The 17,228-nt window shown below is 73.4% G+C and carries 16 protein-coding genes; 11 read left to right on the top strand and 5 right to left on the bottom strand.

Annotation, left to right across the window (positions count from 1 at the left end; translation table 11 throughout):
* Nucleotides 1–47: 47 nt before the first annotated feature.
* From AYX06_RS10510 to AYX06_RS10460, 11 genes are all read left to right on the top strand, one after another.
* A complete protein-coding gene (locus AYX06_RS10510; RefSeq protein ID WP_062735726.1) occupies nt 48–1,157 on the top strand; it encodes an ABC transporter ATP-binding protein in 1,110 nt (369 codons plus the stop codon).
* A complete protein-coding gene (locus tag AYX06_RS10505; protein ID WP_062735725.1) occupies nt 1,154–1,834 on the top strand; it encodes an ABC transporter permease in 681 nt (226 codons plus the stop codon). The genes AYX06_RS10510 and AYX06_RS10505 overlap by 4 nt, the downstream gene beginning before the upstream one ends.
* Entirely contained in the window at nt 1,831–2,502 is a 672-nt protein-coding gene (locus AYX06_RS10500) for an ABC transporter permease (protein ID WP_062735724.1), read from the top strand. Before AYX06_RS10505 ends, AYX06_RS10500 begins: the two co-directional genes overlap by 4 nt.
* A gap of 133 nt (nt 2,503–2,635) precedes the next feature.
* Nucleotides 2,636–3,574, top strand: coding sequence for an ABC transporter substrate-binding protein (locus AYX06_RS10495; protein WP_062735723.1), 939 nt, complete (start codon nt 2,636–2,638; stop codon nt 3,572–3,574).
* Between the two features lie 535 nt (nt 3,575–4,109).
* Nucleotides 4,110–6,008 carry an amylosucrase gene (locus AYX06_RS10490; RefSeq protein WP_062737004.1) on the top strand — a complete coding sequence of 633 codons (1,899 nt, stop codon included), beginning with the start codon at nt 4,110–4,112 and terminating at the stop codon, nt 6,006–6,008.
* Nucleotides 6,009–6,011: 3 nt separating this feature from the next.
* The gene (locus AYX06_RS10485) at nt 6,012–6,329 is read left to right on the top strand and encodes a DMT family transporter (RefSeq protein WP_062735722.1); all 318 of its coding nucleotides are present in this window, start codon (nt 6,012–6,014) and stop codon (nt 6,327–6,329) included.
* Nucleotides 6,319–6,756 carry a DMT family transporter gene (locus AYX06_RS10480; RefSeq protein WP_330999229.1) on the top strand — a complete coding sequence of 146 codons (438 nt, stop codon included), beginning with the start codon at nt 6,319–6,321 and terminating at the stop codon, nt 6,754–6,756. Before AYX06_RS10485 ends, AYX06_RS10480 begins: the two co-directional genes overlap by 11 nt.
* A complete protein-coding gene (locus AYX06_RS10475) occupies nt 6,753–8,315 on the top strand; it encodes an MFS transporter (protein ID WP_062735721.1) in 1,563 nt (520 codons plus the stop codon). The genes AYX06_RS10480 and AYX06_RS10475 overlap by 4 nt, the downstream gene beginning before the upstream one ends.
* A 607-nt stretch (nt 8,316–8,922) precedes the next feature.
* Entirely contained in the window at nt 8,923–9,453 is a 531-nt protein-coding gene (locus AYX06_RS10470) for an SRPBCC family protein (RefSeq protein WP_062735720.1), read from the top strand.
* A 115-nt stretch (nt 9,454–9,568) separates the two neighbouring features.
* Nucleotides 9,569–10,189, top strand: coding sequence for a superoxide dismutase (locus AYX06_RS10465; protein ID WP_062735719.1), 621 nt, complete (start codon nt 9,569–9,571; stop codon nt 10,187–10,189).
* Between the two features lie 321 nt (nt 10,190–10,510).
* Entirely contained in the window at nt 10,511–11,032 is a 522-nt protein-coding gene (locus AYX06_RS10460) for a hypothetical protein (RefSeq protein WP_062735718.1), read from the top strand.
* A 9-nt stretch (nt 11,033–11,041) separates the two neighbouring features.
* Here AYX06_RS10460 and AYX06_RS10455 read toward each other — a convergent pair whose 3' ends face one another.
* The 5 genes from AYX06_RS10455 to AYX06_RS10435 are packed head-to-tail and all read right to left on the bottom strand — an operon-like array spanning nt 11,042 to nt 16,908.
* Nucleotides 11,042–12,211, bottom strand: a complete 1,170-nt coding sequence (locus AYX06_RS10455; RefSeq protein ID WP_062735717.1) for a cysteine desulfurase family protein — start codon at nt 12,209–12,211, stop codon at nt 11,042–11,044.
* A gap of 2 nt (nt 12,212–12,213) precedes the next feature.
* Entirely contained in the window at nt 12,214–13,125 is a 912-nt protein-coding gene (gene nadC / locus AYX06_RS10450; RefSeq protein WP_062735716.1) for a carboxylating nicotinate-nucleotide diphosphorylase, read from the bottom strand.
* Nucleotides 13,119–14,915 carry an L-aspartate oxidase gene (gene nadB, locus AYX06_RS10445; protein ID WP_062735715.1) on the bottom strand — a complete coding sequence of 599 codons (1,797 nt, stop codon included), beginning with the start codon at nt 14,913–14,915 and terminating at the stop codon, nt 13,119–13,121. Before nadB ends, nadC begins: the two co-directional genes overlap by 7 nt.
* Nucleotides 14,912–16,207 carry a quinolinate synthase NadA gene (nadA, locus tag AYX06_RS10440; protein ID WP_062735714.1) on the bottom strand — a complete coding sequence of 432 codons (1,296 nt, stop codon included), beginning with the start codon at nt 16,205–16,207 and terminating at the stop codon, nt 14,912–14,914. The genes nadB and nadA overlap by 4 nt, the downstream gene beginning before the upstream one ends.
* Nucleotides 16,204–16,908 carry an NUDIX hydrolase gene (locus tag AYX06_RS10435; protein WP_062737002.1) on the bottom strand — a complete coding sequence of 235 codons (705 nt, stop codon included), beginning with the start codon at nt 16,906–16,908 and terminating at the stop codon, nt 16,204–16,206. The genes nadA and AYX06_RS10435 overlap by 4 nt, the downstream gene beginning before the upstream one ends.
* Nucleotides 16,909–17,228: the final 320 nt, after the last annotated feature.

Here is a 17,228-nt window from a genome sequence, read left to right as displayed (position 1 = left end):
ATCCCGCGCGCCTCATATACTGTCCGCACGGCAACGGGAGGATCTCCATGACCGACATCGCCATCCGTTTCGAGGGTGCCGGCAAGACCTACCCGGACGGGACGACCGCCGTCGAGGCCCTCGACCTCGAGATCCCGCGGGGGTCGCTGACCGTCTTCGTGGGGCCGTCCGGCTGCGGGAAGACCACGTCCCTGCGGATGATCAACCGCATGGTGGAGCCCACCTCCGGCACCGTCACCGTGGAGGGCCGCGACATCACCTCCGTGCCGGCCCACGAGCTCCGCCGCTCCATGGGCTACGTCATGCAGCAGTCGGGCCTGATGCCGCACCGCACCGTGGTCGACAACATCGCGACCGTCCCCCGGCTCAACGGCGTGCCGAAGAAGCAGGCGCGCGAGCGGGCCCGGGAGCTGCTGACCACGGTCGGCCTCGACGCGGGGCTGGACTCCCGCTATCCGTCCCAGCTCTCCGGCGGGCAGCAGCAGCGGGTGGGCGTGGCCCGGGCGCTCGCGGCCGATCCGCCGATCCTGCTCATGGACGAGCCGTTCTCCGCCGTGGACCCCGTGGTGCGCCAGGACCTGCAGCGGGAGCTGCTGGACCTCCAGCGCCGGCTGCACCGCACGGTCGTGTTCGTCACCCACGACATCGACGAGGCGATCCTGCTCGGCAACAAGGTGGCCGTCTTCGCCACGGGCGGGCGCCTGGCCCAGTACGCCACCCCGGAGGAGCTGCTGCGGGCACCGGCCGACGACTTCGTGGCGGACTTCGTGGGCCGCGACCGCGGATTTCGCTCCCTCACCTTCGACTCGGCCCACGACATCCCGGTCCGCTCCGTGGTGGTCCTCCGCCCGGACGGCAGCCCGGGCGTCGTCGGGCCCGGGGACGGTCCCTTCCCCGGGGGGTGGACCCTGCGGATCGACGGCGACGGCGCCCCGCGCGGCTGGGTGCGCACCGGGGCCGAGGCCGACCCCGTGGTCGGGGGCACCCTGCACCGGCCCGGCGGCTCCCTGCGCAGCGCCCTGGACGCCGCCCTGTCGTCGCCCTCGGGCCTGGCCGTGGTGGTCGACGACGGCGGGCGGGCGATCGGGGTCATGGAGCCCGGCGAGATCATCGCCGCCATCCAGGACGCCCGGCTCGGCGGGAGGACCCCGCGGTGAACTGGACGAGCCGGAACTGGCCCTACGTCCTGGAGCTCACGGGCGCGCACCTCGTCCAGTCGGTGCTCCCGCTGCTCCTCGGCGCCCTGGTCGCGATCCCGGTGGCCCGCCTCGCCGCCCGCAACCGTACGCTGCGCCCGGTCTTCGTCACGGGCTCGTCCCTGCTCTACACGATCCCGTCCCTGACCCTGTTCGTGGTTTTGCCCCTGCTGCTGGGCACGCAGATCACCTCGGTGGTCAACGTGATCGTGGCCCTGACGATCTACGTGGTGGCCATCCTCGTCCGCTCCTCCGTGGACGCCTTCGAGTCCGTGGACCGGGACGTCCTGCAGGCCTCCACCGCGATGGGCTACCGCCCGCTGCGCCGGTTCTTCGCGGTGGAGCTGCCGCTCGCGGTGCCCGTCCTGGTCGCCGGGCTGCGGGTCGCCTCCGTCAGCAACATCTCCATGGTCAGCGTGGGCGCGGTGATCGGCGTGCAGTCCCTCGGCACCCTGTTCACCGACGGGCTGCGCCGCTCCATCCTCGAGGAGATCGTGGTCGGCATCGCCCTCACCGTGCTCCTGGCCGTGCTCCTCGACCTGGTGCTGCGCGGGACCGGGCACGCCCTGACCCGGTGGCAGCGGGCGGGCCGGGCCCGCACGCCCGTGCCGCGCGTGCGGAGAGGAGCCGTCGCATGAGCCTCTTCGGCACCGCCCTGTCCTGGCTGACGGACCCCGAGAACTGGTCCGGCGCCGCCGGCATCCCGGCCCGGCTGCTCGAGCACCTCGCCTACAGCGGCATCACCATGGCCCTCGCCCTGGCCGTGGCGGTGCCGCTCGGCCTGTGGGTGGGCCACACCGGACGCGGCTCGGGTCTGGTCGTGGGGCTGACCGGCGCCCTGCGCGCCCTGCCCACCCTCGGACTGCTGACCCTGTTCACCCTGCTGCTGGGGCTCGGGCTCGTGCCTCCGATCATCGCGCTGGTGCTGCTGGCGATCCCCCCGATCCTGTCCGGCACCTACGCCGGGATCGCGAACGTCTCCCCGGCCCTCAAGGACGCCGGGACGGCCATGGGCATGACCGGGGGACAGGTGCTGACCCGTGTGGAGCTGCCCAACGCGCTGCCGGTGATCCTGGGCGGGATCCGCAACGCCGCCCTGCAGGTCGTGGCGACGGTGACCGTGGTCGCCTACATCAACCTCGGCGGGCTCGGCCGCTACCTCATCGACGGGCTCGCGGTGCGCGACTACTCGCGAATGCTGGGCTCCGTGGTGCTCGTGGCGGTCCTCGCGCTCGCCGTGGACGCCGCGCTCGCCGTGGCCCAGCGGCTGTCCACCTCGCCGGGCCTGCGCCTGGCCTCTCCCTGACCGCCCGCCGTCCACCGCCCGCACGCACCGGCCGTCCGGACCGCGTGCACCGACCGCCCGACGTCCCGCGGCATCCACCGCCCGCACCGACCACCCGCACCGACCACCCGCACAGACCGACAGGAGAACCACCATGACCACTGCTCCCGCTTCCCTCCGCCGCGCCGCCGGGCCGGCCCTGGGCGCCGCCCTGCTGCTGGGGCTGACGGCCTGCGGCTCCGGCGGTGATCCGCTCGCCGGGGGCGAGGAGACCTCCACGGGGTCCTCGGAGACCGTGACCGTGGGCTCCGCCGACTTCCCCGAGAGCGAGATCGTGGCCGAGCTCTACGCCGGCGCGCTCGAGTCCGCCGGGATCCAGACGGAGACGTCCCTGGGGATCGGGGCCCGCGAGGCGTACGTCGGGGCCGTGCAGGACGGGTCCGTGGACGTCGTCCCGGACTACTCGGGCAACCTCCTGCTCTTCGTCGACCCCGAGGCCACCGCGAGCTCCGCCGAGGAGATCATGGACGCCCTGCCGGGCGCCCTCCCCGAGGGGCTCACCGTGCTGGAGCCCTCCGAGGCGCAGAACAAGGACGCCATGGTGGTCACGCCCCGGACCGCGGAGCAGTACGGCCTCACGAGCATCGCCGACATGGCGCAGGTGTGCGACCAGCTGGTCATCGCCGGTCCGCCCGAGTTCGCCGAGCGCGCCTACGGCCTGGACGGTCTCGAGGAGAAGTACGGCTGCGTGCCGGAGTCGTTCGAGCCGATCAACGACGGCGGGGGGCCCCTGACCGTCGAGGCCCTGCTCAACGGTGACGTGGACGTCGCGGACATCTTCACGACCACACCGGCGATCGCCGACAACGATCTCGTGGTGCTGGAGGACCCGGAGAACAACTTCATCGCCCAGCAGGTGCTCCCGCTGGCGGCGGCCGACCGGCTGCCGCAGGAGGCCGTGGACGCCCTGAACGAGCTCTCCGGCAAGCTCACCACGGAGGACCTCATCGACCTGAACCGCAAGGTCAGCGGCGACCAGCCGGTCAGCCCGGCGGACGCGGCGCAGGAGTGGCTCTCCGCCAACGGCTACTGAGCCCGGCCGCGCAGGAACCACGTCCCCGCACCGCGGTGCGGGCGCCCCGGGTCCACGCCGGTGCCCCGGGGGCGTTCCCGCCGCCGGGGCACCGGCGTGTCCACGTCCGCGTGGGCGGCGCTGGCGAGGGCGGGTGCCGCCGGAGCGCCACCCGCCCTGCACAGGGTTCTCCACACGCGCGTCCCCGGTCCGACATCCCCGGATCCGCCGTCCGCCGGGGCGGACGCGGCGTCAGCGGCCGGTTCTCCCCGCTTTCCCCAGAGGCCGTCCACACCTGTGGACAACTCTGTGCACAGGGATGTGGAGGGGCGTGCCGGTCATCCGCTGAAAACCCGGGAGCGCATCAGTATGCTGAAGTGCGGGCCGCCCCCTGCCGACGCGCACGGGGCGTACCCGTGACCATCCGAGGGCTCGTCGTCAAGGAGGATCTCGAGTTCGGAGACCGCCCCGCCCAGGAGTGGACGACCGAAGGAGCAGTGTGCCGAACACCAGTCCGCCCGGGATCCCGGGTCTCTCGCAGGAGAACCAGGCCCGTGTGATCACCGAGTGCGTGCGCCAGCAGGTGCGCGAACGCCGTCCGGCCGAGCTGCCGGAGACCGGCTGGAAGGACTTCGACCGACGGTTCGACGAGCACTTCCCCCGGCTGACGCTGCTCTTCGCCGAGGTCTACGGCCACCGCGAGGACTTCCTCGAGCAGCTCACCGAGCTCGGCCTGCAGCTGGCCCGCTCCTGGGCCGAGCGCCCGGACGACCTCAAGGCCCTGGACGCACGCCGGGAGCACGACCCGGCGTGGTTCGGCTCGCGGCAGATGCTCGGCGGCGTCTGCTACGTCGACCGGTACGCCGGGAACCTGCGGGGGATCCGGGAGCAGATCCCGTACTTCCAGGAGCTGGGCCTGACCTACCTCCACCTCATGCCCCTGTTCGAGGCCCCCGAGGGCAACTCGGACGGCGGCTACGCCGTGTCGTCGTACCGCCGTGTGGACCCCCGTCTGGGGACCATGGAGGAGCTCGCCGAGCTGAGCCGGGAACTGCGCCGCCACGGCATCAGCCTGGTCCTCGACTTCGTCTTCAACCACACCTCCAACGAGCACGAGTGGGCCCGCCGGGCCGCGGCGGGGGAGACGGAGTACGAGGACTACTACTGGATCTTCCCGGACCGCACCGTCCCGGAGCAGTTCGAGCGCACCACCCGGGAGATCTTCCCGGACGACCACCCCGGCTCCTTCACCCGGATCCGCGCCACCGAGGAGGACCCCCGGTGGGTGTGGAGCACGTTCTACTCCTTCCAGTGGGACCTCAACTACACCAACCCCGCGGTGTTCCGCGCCATGTCCGCGGAGATGCTCTTCCTCGCCGCCCAGGGCGTGGAGGTGCTGCGGATGGACGCGGTGGCGTTCATCTGGAAGCAGCTGGGCACCGCGTGCGAGTCCCTGCCGCAGGCCCACGTGCTGCTGCGGGCCTACAACGCGCTGTGCCGCATCGCCGCGCCGTCGGTGCTGTTCAAGTCCGAGGCGATCGTCCACCCGGACGAGGTGGCCCGGTACATCGAGCCCGGCCAGTGCCAGCTCTCCTACAACCCCCTGCAGATGGCCCTGACCTGGGAGGCGATGGCCACCCGCGAGCCCAAGCTGCTGGCCCAGGCCCTCGAGGAGCGCCACGCCCTGCCGCCCGGCACCGCGTGGGTGGACTACGTGCGGGGTCACGACGACATCGGGTGGACGTTCTCCGACGAGGACGCGGCCCGGCTCGGTGTCGACGGCCACGACCACCGCCGGTTCCTCAACGCCTTCTACACCGGGCGGCACCCCGGCAGCTTCGCCGACGGGGTGCCGTTCCAGGAGAATCCGCGCACCGGCGACTGCCGCGTGTGCGGGACCACCGCGTCCCTGCTCGGCCTCGCGGAGGACCCCGGTGCCGCGGTGGACCGGATCCTGCTCGCGCACTCCGTGGCGATGAGCACCGGCGGCGTCCCGCTGCTGTACCTGGGGGACGAGGTCGGCCAGCTCAACGACCCCGCCTGGGCCGAGGACCCGGCCCACGCCGGTGACGCCCGATGGGTGCACCGTCCGCCGCGGCCCGTCCGGGACTACGAGCGACGCCACGAGCTCTTCTCCGTGCAGGGCCGGATCTTCGGCGGCATCCGCCGGATGGTCGAGCTGCGCCGCAGCGCCCCGGAGTTCGACGGCAACGCCCTCATCCCCTTCGACACGCGCAACCCGCACGTGCTGGGCTACCAGCGCCCGGGCGGCAACACGATGATCCTGTGCCTGGCCAACTTCTCCGACTGGTCCCAGTTCGTCACGGGCGAGACCCTCTCGGGATTCCTGCCCCAGGGCGTGGAGCTGCACGGCAACACCGAGCTCGACCTGCGCCACGGCCTCCTGATCGACGCTCACGGGTTCCTCTGGATCCGTGTGGTCCCGAAGCGCTGACCGATGGGAGCCTGGGTCGTGCTGGTCCTCTCGGGGGTCCTCGAGGCGGTGTGGGCCTCCGCGCTCGCCGCCTCGGACGGCTTCCGCCGACCGGTGCCGGTCGCGGTGTTCGCGGTGACGGCGGCCCTGAGCCTGTTCGGCCTCGCCCACGCCATGACGAGCCTGCCCACGGGCACGGCCTACGCCGTGTGGGTGGGCATCGGCGGAGCCCTCACCGTGGCCTGGTCCATGCTGACCGGCCGGGAGGCCGCCACCGTCCTCAAGATCCTGCTCGTGCTCGGGATCATCGGCTGCGTGATCGGACTGCGGCTTGTCGCCTGAACCCCCGGTGACCGGCCGCACGTCGTCGTCGCCCGTCCCGCCCCCGCGCTTCCCCGCGGCGTCGCCGGACACGGGGGCGCGGCGGTCCCGGGCGTGGGCGCTGCTGCTCCTGAGCGGGGTCCTGGAGGCCGTCTGGGCCACGGCCCTGGGCGCCGCGGAGGGACTCACCCGCTTCGGTCCCACCGTGCTCTTCGCGGCGGCGCTGGTGCTGAGCATGATCACCCTGGCCCGCGCTGCCCGGGTCGTGCCGATGGGCACCGCCTACGCGGTGTGGACCGGGATCGGCGCCGTGCTCACGGTCGCGTGGGCGGCCGGCACCGGGCAGGAGCAGATGTCCTGGCTCAAGGCCCTCTTCCTGGCCGGCATCGTCGCGTGCGTGGCCGGGCTGCACGCCGCCGACCGGCCGCACAGGGAGACCGACCGGTGACCCCACCGGGGGAGCGGGAGCGGGTCCCGGGGGCGAACCTCATGGTCGTGCTCACGGCCACGATGGCGGTGGGCCCGCTGCTGACGCACAGCCTCTCCGCGATGAGCCCCCTGGTGATCCAGGACCTCCGGCTCACGGAGGCGCAGTTCGGGCTGCTCGCCACCGTGACCTTCTTCGTCGCCGCCGTCACCGCCGTGCGCACCGGCCGGTGGGCGGACCGGCTGGGCGCGCGCACCCTGCTGGCCGTGATGTTCGGCGGGGCGGTCCTGGCCATGCTGCTCGCCGCCGTCGCGCCGGACTACACCGTGCTGTTGCTGGCCATGGTGCTCTCGGGCCTCGGCCAGGTCATGGCCAATCCGGCCACCAATCGGCTCATCCGCCTGCACGTGCCCGCCCACCGGCGTGCGAGCTGGCTCGGCATCAAGCAGGCCGGGGTGCAGGCCGCCCAGCTGGTGGCCGGGCTGACCTTTCCCGCGCTCGGCCTGCTCCTGGGCTGGCGCACCGCCGTGGCCGTGGCCGCCGGAGCGGTCCTGCTCCTGCTCGTGCACGGGTGGCTCACCGTCCCGGAGAACCACGCCGGTGACAGATCGGCCCCACGGTCCCGCAGGGCACCGGATCCCGGTGCGGGATCCGGTGCGGCCCTGGCGTCCCGTTGGAATCCAGCGTCCGGTCCGGCTGCGGTCTCCGGGACGGCCTCGGCGTCCGGTTCGGCTGCGGTCTCCGGGACGGCCTCGGCGCCCGGTCCGGCCGCGGTCTCCGGGACGGCCTCGGCGTCCGGTCCGGCCGCGGTCTCCCGGACGACCTCAGCGTCCGGCGCGGCTCCGGGTCCCGGCGCAGCCCCGGTGCCCCGTGCGGTCCCGGGCTCCGGACCCGGGCCGGGATCCCGCACGGGATCGTCGTCGCCCGACCGGTCGGGACGGACCGGGGGCCGCCCGCCGATGCCCGGCGTCGTGCGCGCCTACGCGGCCGCGGCGGCGCTGACCGGCCTGGGGGCGCAGGCGGCCAACGTCTACCTGCCGCTCTACGCCCACCGGGAGCTGGGCCTCGACGTCGTCGCGGCCGGGGCCACGGTCTCGGTCGCCGCACTGGTGGGCATCGCCTCGCGCGTGCTGTGGGCGCGGGTGATGGATCGTCCGGGCGCCGACGGATTCGTCCTGCTCGCCGGCATGGCCCTGGGGGCGGCCGTGAGCGCGGGCCTGCTGGTGCTGGCTCCCCTTCATCCAGCACTGGCGTGGGCGGTGTGGCCGGCCGCGGTGCTGCACGGCGGGGCGGCGCTCGCGGTCAGCGTGATCGTGATGTCCGGGGCGATGCGGGCCGTGCCGGCCGAACGGGTGGGCGCCTCCACCGGTGTGGTGACCATGGGTCTCTACGCCGGGTTCTGCTCCGGGCCGCTGGTCATGGGCCTGCTGCTGCAGCTCACCGGCTCCTTCGCCGTGGGCTGGATCCTGGTGCTCGTCTGCTACCTGGCCTGTGGACTGCTCGCCGTGCTCGTCCGCCGACGCTCCCGGCTGCGGACCGGGCCGGCCGCCGGGACCCCGTCCGTGGATCCCCGGCGCTGACCGTCCGCTCCTGCCGCGCCGACCGGACGCCGGACGTCCCGTCGTCCCCGGTTCCTGGCCCGACCGTCCTGGCCCGGTGCGTCCTGGCCCGGTGCGTCCTGGCCCGGTGCGTCCTGGCCCGGTGCGTCCTGTCCTGGTCCGGCGCCTCCCGTGGTCCCTGCCCACGCGTGCCCTGCCCACGCGCGCCCGGTCCGATGCGTCCCGATCAGGTGCGTCCCGGGCCGGACGTCCCGGTCCGGATGGACCGAAAGACGCTTCACGACCCTCCATGACCTCCGCCGGCCGGGTTTCTCAACATCTTCTCCACAGGCGTTGTCCACAGCGTGGATAACTTCCACCGGTGGAATTACGCATGGGGAGCCCCTGTGCCCCCTGCTCTGACGTGGATTTGCGCCTGCGCAGGAGAAGCGGGCGTACGGGTGTTCGAATTTTGCACACGCTCGTCCACACCTGTGGACAAGCTTCTCCACCGGGTGTGCACGCAGGGCTGGCCGCACCGCACGGCCGGTCGCTAAAGTAAATGTCTGTGCATGGATGGAGGATCCCGCCCATGCCTCCGGGGCCGTGCGGCGGCGTCCCGGGCTCTGGGACCGGCATGGAGGTTGGAATGGCACTCGGCCCGGCATCGTTCTGCGTGGACGCCAAGACGGTGATCGGCGTCGACCCCTGTGTGGTGGAGCGCCTCCTGCTCGACAGCGGCTGCTTCCCGCTGTGGCACCGGGGCGTGGCCGGAGTGCCCACCATCAGCACACCCGTGCTGCAGACCGGGACCTCCGTGGAGTTCTTCGGCCGGGTCGGCCCGCTCCGCTTCCCCTACGTCACGATCGTCTCCGCGCAGGAACCGGGGCGGAAGCTGGCGCTCCGGACCACGCGGGGGATCGTGGACCTCCTGGCGGTCACCACGTGGGCGGCGGTGGACGGGGGCACCGAGGTGCGGACCACCGTCGACGGCCGGCTCACCGCGGCGAGGGCCGGCCTCGCCACGTGGGCCGAGCGGATCGTGCGCCGCAACCTGGGCGCTGAGCTCGGGGACCTCAAACGGCTGCTGGAGACGGGGCGGTTCGAGTTCACCGTGCCCTCCCAGCTCACGGCGCACCCGCCCCGCTGCCCGCTCGAGACCCCACCCGACTTCTTCTGAGGCCGCGCGCGGCGGGCCCGCGGGGCACCGTACGCTGGTGGCGGAACCTCCTTGACCCCTGCTCGCGCGCGGGACGAGTGTGGAACCACACGACAGCTATCGAAAGGATTCTCCTATGGCCGAGAAGTACACCCTTCCCGATCTCCCCTACGACTACGCGGCGCTCGAGCCCCACATCTCCGCGAAGATCATGGAGCTGCACCACGACAAGCACCACGCCACCTACGTGGCCGGTGCGAACACGGCCCTCGAGAAGATGGCGGAGGCCCGCGCCAACGGCGACGGCGCCGGTGCGGCCAAGCTGTCCAAGGATCTCCAGTTCAACCTGGGCGGCCACGTCAACCACTCGATCTTCTGGAACAACCTCTCCCCGGAGGGCGGCGACAAGCCGACCGGTGAGCTCGCCGCGGCGATCGACGACCACTTCGGGTCCTTCGACGCCTTCCGCGCCCACTTCACCTCCGCGGCAACCACGATCCAGGGCTCCGGCTGGGCGATCCTCGCCTACGAGCCCATCGGCGGCAACCTCGTCATCGAGCAGATGTACGACCAGCAGAACGGCGTGCCCGTCGCCACGATCCCGCTGCTGCAGCTGGACATGTGGGAGCACGCCTTCTACCTCGACTACCAGAACGTCAAGGCCGACTACGTCAAGGCCTTCTGGAACATCGTGAACTGGGCCGACGTCCAGCAGCGCTTCGAGAAGGCGCGCGCCGGGGGCGCGTCGATCGTCTGATCCCCACCCCGCACGGTCGGCGCGGAGCGCGCCGCCCACCGCGAACAGGACCCCCGGACCGCCCGGTCCGGGGGTCCTGTGCTGTCCGCGCGCCCCGGGGCGGGGCCCACGGCCCCCGTCCGGCTTCCGCCTCTTCCGTCGGGCGCGTCCCCTCGCGGTCGCCCACCGCTCCCCGGGCGCGGCCGCACGACCGGGCATGTCGTCCCATGTCATCGAGGGGTCACAGATCGATCACGGAACTGGATCCACCTTCGGCCCTCCATTAGCGTTCGGGAAGGCGCCGGGGGAGCCGCGCCGGGGAACGGGGAGACGGGTCGGCACATGCAGAAGGTCATCGCGGTACTGGCGGCCCTGGCAGGGGTGGCCTTCGGGCCGGCGGCGCCACCGTGGGCGGTCTCGGAGCTGCACGAGGACGGCACGGGGTTCGTGACCGGGAACGACGTCCGGGCCGCGCTGGGCTGGGACGATGCGACCCTGCGGGCCGAAGCCGCGTCCCTGGAGTTCGTGGCCGAGTCCGAGTCGGTCACCGGCATCTCCTGGTCGTGCGTCCACGCCGGGACGGCGGAGGTCCTCCCGCGGCGGACGGACCTGGTCGTCACCGAGTCCCGGGCGATCACGAGCCGGCCGCAGACCGTGTGGTGGGGGACGGTCACCGGCTTCCGGCTGCAGGGCTTCGACGGCCGCGGCGCCTCGAGTGCCGTGCCCGAGGGGCCGGCTCCCGGCTCCTGTCCCGCGGGTCCGTGGTCACTGGTCGAGGGCAGCACGCAGACCGTGGAGACGGCCGGCGAGCCGGTGCTCATGGTGCGCCACGACGGGGTGCAGCACCCGGTGCCCGTGGGCTGAGCCGCGGGTTCAGCCGTGCGGGGAGCCCAGCCGCCCCACGACGTCCCGCGTGGCCGCGACGATCCCGTCCACCTGCTCCGGCGTGACGTCGGCGGAGAGGGTGAAGCGCACCGCGGTGGTGGCGACCTCCGGCGGGTAGCCCATCGCCGTGAGCACGTGCGAGGGCTCGGTGTCCCCGGCCGAGCAGGCCGAACCCGAGGAGACGAGCAGCCCCCGCGACTCCAGGTCCACCAGGACCGTCTCACCGTTGACCCCGGGAAAGCAGAAGGACGCGTGCCCGGGCAGCCGGGACCCCGGGTGCACCCGCGGGTCGGGGCCGGTCAGGAGGGCTGTGGGCACCTCGGCCAGGACCCCGGTGATCAGCCGGTCCCGCAGCGCGGCCAGGCTCACCGCCTTCGCCGGCCGTTCCTCGGCGGACAGCCGCAAGGCCGTGGCGAGACCGACGGCGCCCGCCACGTTGGAGGTGCCCGAGCGGCGGCCGCGCTCGTGCCCTCCGCCGCTCATCAGGGGGCGCAGGGGCGTGCCCCGGCGCACGTAGAGCGCTCCGACGCCCTTGGGCGCCCCGATCTTGTGCCCGGCGAGGCTCAGCGCCGCCACGTCGAGCCCTTGTACGTCCAGCTCCAGCGACCCGGCCGCCTGGACCGCATCCGTATGGAACGGGACCTCCCGCGCCCGAGCCACCGCAGCCAGCTCGGCGACCGCCTGGACCGCACCCGTCTCGTTGTTCGCATGCATCACGGATACCACCGCCGTGCCCGGACGAACAGCCCCGGCCAGGTCGGCGGGATCGACCAGACCCTCGGGCGAGACGCCCAGTTCGGTCACCTCGAAGCCGTCCCAGCGGGCGAGGTCCCGCGCGGAGTCCAGCACGGCGTGGTGCTCCACCGCGCTCGTCACCACGTGGCTCGTCGACGCGTCCCGGTCCCGGCGGGCCAGGGCGATGCCCTTGACCGCCAGGTTGTCCGCCTCGGTCCCCCCGGAGGTGAAGACCACCTCCGCGGGCCGGCAGTTGAGCACCTCGGCCACGGTCTGCCGAGCCGCGTCCAGTCCGGCCAGTGCCCGGCGGCCGACCTCGTGGTGGCTGGAGGCGTTGCCGAACTCCTGGGTCAGATAGGGCCACATGGCCTCCAGGACCTCCCGCCGCACGGGAGTGGTCGCGGCCGCGTCGAGGTACAGCACGGTCAGTCCTCCCGGACGTCCAGGACGACGTCGAGGCCCAGGTCCAGGTTGCGGGCCGAGTGGGTGAGCGCGCCCACCGAGATGACGTCCACCCCGGTGGCGGCGATCTCCCCGACGGTCTCCAGGCTGACCCCGCCGGAGGCCTCCACCGTTGCGCGGCCGTCGATGATCGCCACGCCGCTCACGAGGTCGTCGACCGAGAAGTTGTCCAGCAGCACCGTGTCCGCGCCTCCGGCCAGCACGGCCTCGATCTGGTCCAGCCGGTCGACCTCCACCTCGAGGTGCACCGTGTGGGGCAGCCGACGGCGCAGCTGCCGCAGCGCGCCGGTCAGGTCGGTCCCGTCGGCGGTGAGCAGCGCCAGGTGGTTGTCCTTGGCCATCACGGCGTCGGAGAGCGAGTGCCGGTGGTTGTGCCCGCCGCCGCTGCGCACGGCGTGCTTCTCCAGCGCCCGGAGCCCCGGGGTGGTCTTGCGGGTGTCCGCCACCCGGGTCCGGGTGATCGTGCCGGGGGGCAGGTTCGCCGCCCGCTCCACGCGGGCGACGGCCTGCTCGACGGCGGCGACGTAGCGGGCCGTCAGCGTGGCGATCCCGCACATCCGCTGGGTGAGGTTCAGGGCCACGCGCTCGCCGGTCAGCACGGCGCGGGCGGGTCCGGCCACCACGGCCAGGGTGTCCCCCGCGGCGAAGGGGTCCCCGTCGGCGGGGATCAGCTCCACGGCCACGGCGGGGTCCACGGCGGCGAACGCCGCGGCGAAGACCTGGCCGCCGGAGAAGACGCCGTCCTCGCGCGCGACGAGCTCGGCCCGTGCGAGGGCGGTGGCGGGAATGAGCAGCTCGGACGTGATGTCGCCCCAGGGCGCGTCCTCGGCGAGGCCCCGTTCCACGACCTCGGTGATGGCGGCTCGGGTCAGCATGCGGAAATCCTCTCGAACATGTCGTTGTGGGCATATGTACTCGTGGCGGGTCGGTGACCGTTGCGGGGTGCCACCCGCGACCGGCGCCAGAAGGCGCGCCCGGCGCGGGCGGGCTCGGGGACCGGGCAGTCCTCCCGGAAGTGTGCGCCCCGGGACTCGGTGCGGTGCAGGGCCGCGGCGGCCACGGCACGTCCCACGGTGAGCAGGTTCCGGTCCTCGACCGCGGAGCGGGAGAGCGCGGCGGGCGGGCGGAGCGCGTCCAGCCGGCGGACCAGCGCCTCGAGACCGGGACCGTCCCGCAGGACGCCGGCGCCGGCCCACATCGCGGCCTGGAAGGCCTGCCGGTCGAACGGCACGTCCGCCTCGGCGGGGTCCGGCAGGGCCAGCACGCCACCGGGCGCGAGCCGGGCGGGGTGCCGCCGGACGGCGCGGGGCGGACCGGGACGCGTCCGGTCGGTGCCCTCGGCCCGGAGCTCCGCGGTCGCCGCGGACTGCGACCGGGTCGAGTGCGGCCGGCGGGTGTCGTCGGCCCGGAGGTCCCCGGCCAGGGCCTCGGCGGTCCGGGCGCCGAACACGGCGCCCTCCAGCAGCGAGTTGGAGGCCAGCCGGTTGGCGCCGTGCACGCCCGTGGCCGCGCACTCGCCCACGGCGTACAGGCCCGGGACGCTCGTGCGGCCGCGGTCGTCAGTCGTGATCCCGCCCATGAGGTAGTGCGCCGCCGGGGTGACGGGGACCGGTTCCCGGGACCAGTCCACGCCGTGGGCCCGCACGGCGGCGTCGATCGTGGGGAACCGGCGCGCCAGGTGCTCGGCAGTGTCCGGCCCCGCGTGCCCGGCGCCGGCCGGAGCGGTCATGGCGGTGCAGTCGAGCAGCACCGGCCGGCCTCCCTGGGCGAGCGACCGGCGGACGATCTCGCGGGCCACGACGTCCCGCGGGGCGAGCTCGGCGAGCGGGTGCGCGTCCTCCAGGAAGCGCCGTCCGGTGGCGTCCCGCAGCACCGCACCCTCGCCGCGCACGGCCTCGGAGACCAGGAAGCAGCCGGGAGCGGCGAGGGCGGTGGGGTGGAACTGCACGAACTCGAGGTCCGCGACGACGGCTCCCGCGCGCAGGGCCGCGGCGATGCCGTCGCCCGTGGCCACCGCGGGGTTCGTGGTGTGGGGATAGAGCTGTCCGGCCCCGCCGGTGGCCAGCACCACGGCGTCCGCCCGCAGTTCGCGCAGCCGGTCGCCGTCGAGGACGAGTGCTCCCCGCACGCTCCCGTGGTGGTCCGTGACCAGGTCCACGAGCATCGTGTGCCGGAGGACGTCCAGCCGTCCGGAGGTCTCGGCGTCCAGTGCTGCCGCCACGAGGGCGCGCTGGATCTCCCGGCCGGTCGCGTCCCCGCCGGCGTGCAGGATGCGGGGCACGGAGTGGGCGCCCTCGAGGCCCTCCACCCATGGGGAGCCCGGGCCGCCCGCGCGGTCGAACGCGACGCCGTGCTGCACCAGGGCGGTGATGGCGGCGGCCGAGTCCTGCACGAGCACGCGCACGGCGTCGTCGTCGCAGGTGCCGGCCCCGGCCCCGAGGGTGTCCCGGACGTGCAGGGCCACGGAGTCCCGGGCCTGCCCGCCCGGGAGGCCGGCCGTCATGGCGGCGATCCCGCCCTGGGCGCGGACGGTGTTGGTCTCGTCCAGGCGGTCCTTGCTCAGCAGCACCACGTCGAGCCCGCGGCCGGCGGCCGCGAGGGCGGTGATGAGCCCGGCGATGCCGCTGCCCACCACGAGCACGCGGGGGAACGGGGTCGTGCTCACCGCGGAAGCGCCGCCAGCATGCGCTCGAGCGCCACCTCGGCGTCCCGGGCGGTGATGGGGTCCACCGCGATCCGGTTGATCACCCGGCCGGCCACGAGCTCCTCGAGCACCCAGGCGAGATAGCCGGGGTGGATCCGGTACATCGTGGAGCACGGGCAGATCACCGGGTCCAGGCAGAAGATGGTGTGCTCCGGGTGCTCGTCGGCGAGCCGGTTGACCAGGTTGATCTCGGTGCCGATCGCGAAGGTGCTGCCGGGCTCGGCGGCCTCGACCGCCTTGCGGATGTGGTCGGTGGAACCGGACTCGTCCGCGGCGTCGACCACGGGCATGGGGCACTCCGGGTGCACGATCACCCGCACGTCCGGGTGCTCGGTGCGGGCCTGCTCGATCTGGGCGACGGTGAAGCGGCGGTGCACCGAGCAGAAGCCGTGCCACAGGATGACCTTGGCGTCGGCCAGCTGGTCCGCGGTGCTGCCGCCCAGGTCGTGGCGGGGGTTCCACATCGGCATCTGCTCCAGCGGGATCCCCATGGCCTTGGCGGTGTTGCGGCCCAGGTGCTGGTCCGGGAAGAAGAGCACCCGCCGGCCGCGCTCGAACGCCCACTCCAACACGGTGGCGGCGTTGGAGGAGGTGCAGACGATGCCGCCGTGGCGGCCGCAGAACGCCTTGAGCGCCGCGGACGAGTTCATGTAGGTCACCGGGATCACGGTCTGCCGGCCGTCGTCGTCGGTCTCCCCGAGCACGTCCATGAGCTGCTCCCACGCCTCCTCGACGGAGTCCTCGTCGGCCATGTCCGCCATGGAGCAGCCGGCGGCGAGGTTGGGCAGGATCACCGACTGGTGGTCGCCGGAGAGGATGTCGGCGGTCTCGGCCATGAAGTGCACGCCGCAGAAGACGATGGCCTCCGCCTCCGGGCGGCTGCGCGCGGCGCGGGCCAGCTGGAAGGAGTCGCCGAGGAAGTCGGCGTGCTTGACGACCTCGTCGCGCTGGTAGAAGTGGCCGAGCACCACCACGCGGTCGCCCAGGATCGCCTTGGCGGCGGCGATGCGGCGGTCGAGCTCCTCCGCGGTGGCCTGCTGGTACTCGGCGGGGATGACCGGCTGCGCGGGCGAGCCGGCGGGCACGGCGTCGTCCTGGGAGGCGCCGGGGCCGTAGCCGGCCGAGACCGTGGGGGCGAAGTCCCACGGGCTCGTCCCGAGCGCGGTGCTGCACGTGCTCGGGGCCGGAGAGGCGCCGGGCAGGTTCGCGGGCTTCTCGGTCAGCAGGTCGATGCGGGTGGCGACGGAGGTCATGTCTGCTCCTGGGTGCTGCGGCCGGCCGGGGTGCGGTCGGCGAGGTCGAGGTCGGAGTCGTAGCGGTAGAGCCGGGGCGGGCGGTGCCGGGTGCCCTCCAGGCGGGTGCCGGTGTCGAGGACGGCGCCGGAGGCCAGCACCTGGCGCCGGAAGTTGGCGGGGTCCAGGGCGGTGCCGAGGATGGCCTCGTGCACCTCCCGGAGCTCGGCGAGGGTGAAGGTCTCGCCGAGGAACGAGTGGGCCACGCGGCTGTACGTGATCTTGTTGCGCAGCCGGTAGACCGCGTAGTCCACGATGTCGCTGTGGTCGAAGGCCAGTGGCGGCAGGTCCGCCACGCGCATCCACGTGACGTTGAGGTCGACGTGGAGGTCGGAGGCCTGGTCGGCGCGGATCGAGGCCCAGTAGACGATCGAGACCACCCGTTCCTCGGCGTTGGCCGAGCGGGTGAGCCCGCCGAAGGCGTAGAGCTGCTCGAGGTAGCCCGGCTGCAGGCCGGTGGTGAGCTGCAGGGAACGGGCGGCGGAGGCCTCGAGGTCCTCGTGCTCCTGGAGCGGGCCGCCGGGCAGGGCCCACATGCCCCGGAAGGGGTCACGGATGCGGCGGACCAGGGGCAGCCAGAGCTCCTTGCGGCCGTCGGGGCCGGTGTCCCGGGCGGCGAAGATGACGGTCGACACGGCCAGGGCCACGTTCTGCGCGATCATCATCACCTCCAAGCACCTCGGACCTTCAGGTTGCAGTGACTATAACACCGTTCTGGTCAGTCTGACGTTAACGAAGTCGTGACCATATCGCTCCTGACCAGGACGCATGCAAATGCGTATTGATCGCTTCCACAGGGGTTGCTCGAGCACAGCGCGCGCGGTCTAGCATCTGACCCATCCGACCGGGGCGTCCGGCCGCGGCACAGCGAAGCGGAGAACTCATGGTGCGGTCCAGTCCACTCCCAGCGGCAGCCGGCGGGGCCCTCCTGGCGGCCCTCGTCCTCACCGGTTGCGGCTCCGACGACGACGGCGCCGCGGCG

It is taken from the genome of Kocuria turfanensis (assembly GCF_001580365.1).
Classification (GTDB): domain Bacteria; phylum Actinomycetota; class Actinomycetes; order Actinomycetales; family Micrococcaceae; genus Kocuria; species Kocuria turfanensis.
This window is presented reverse-complemented; position numbering and strand designations above follow the sequence as displayed.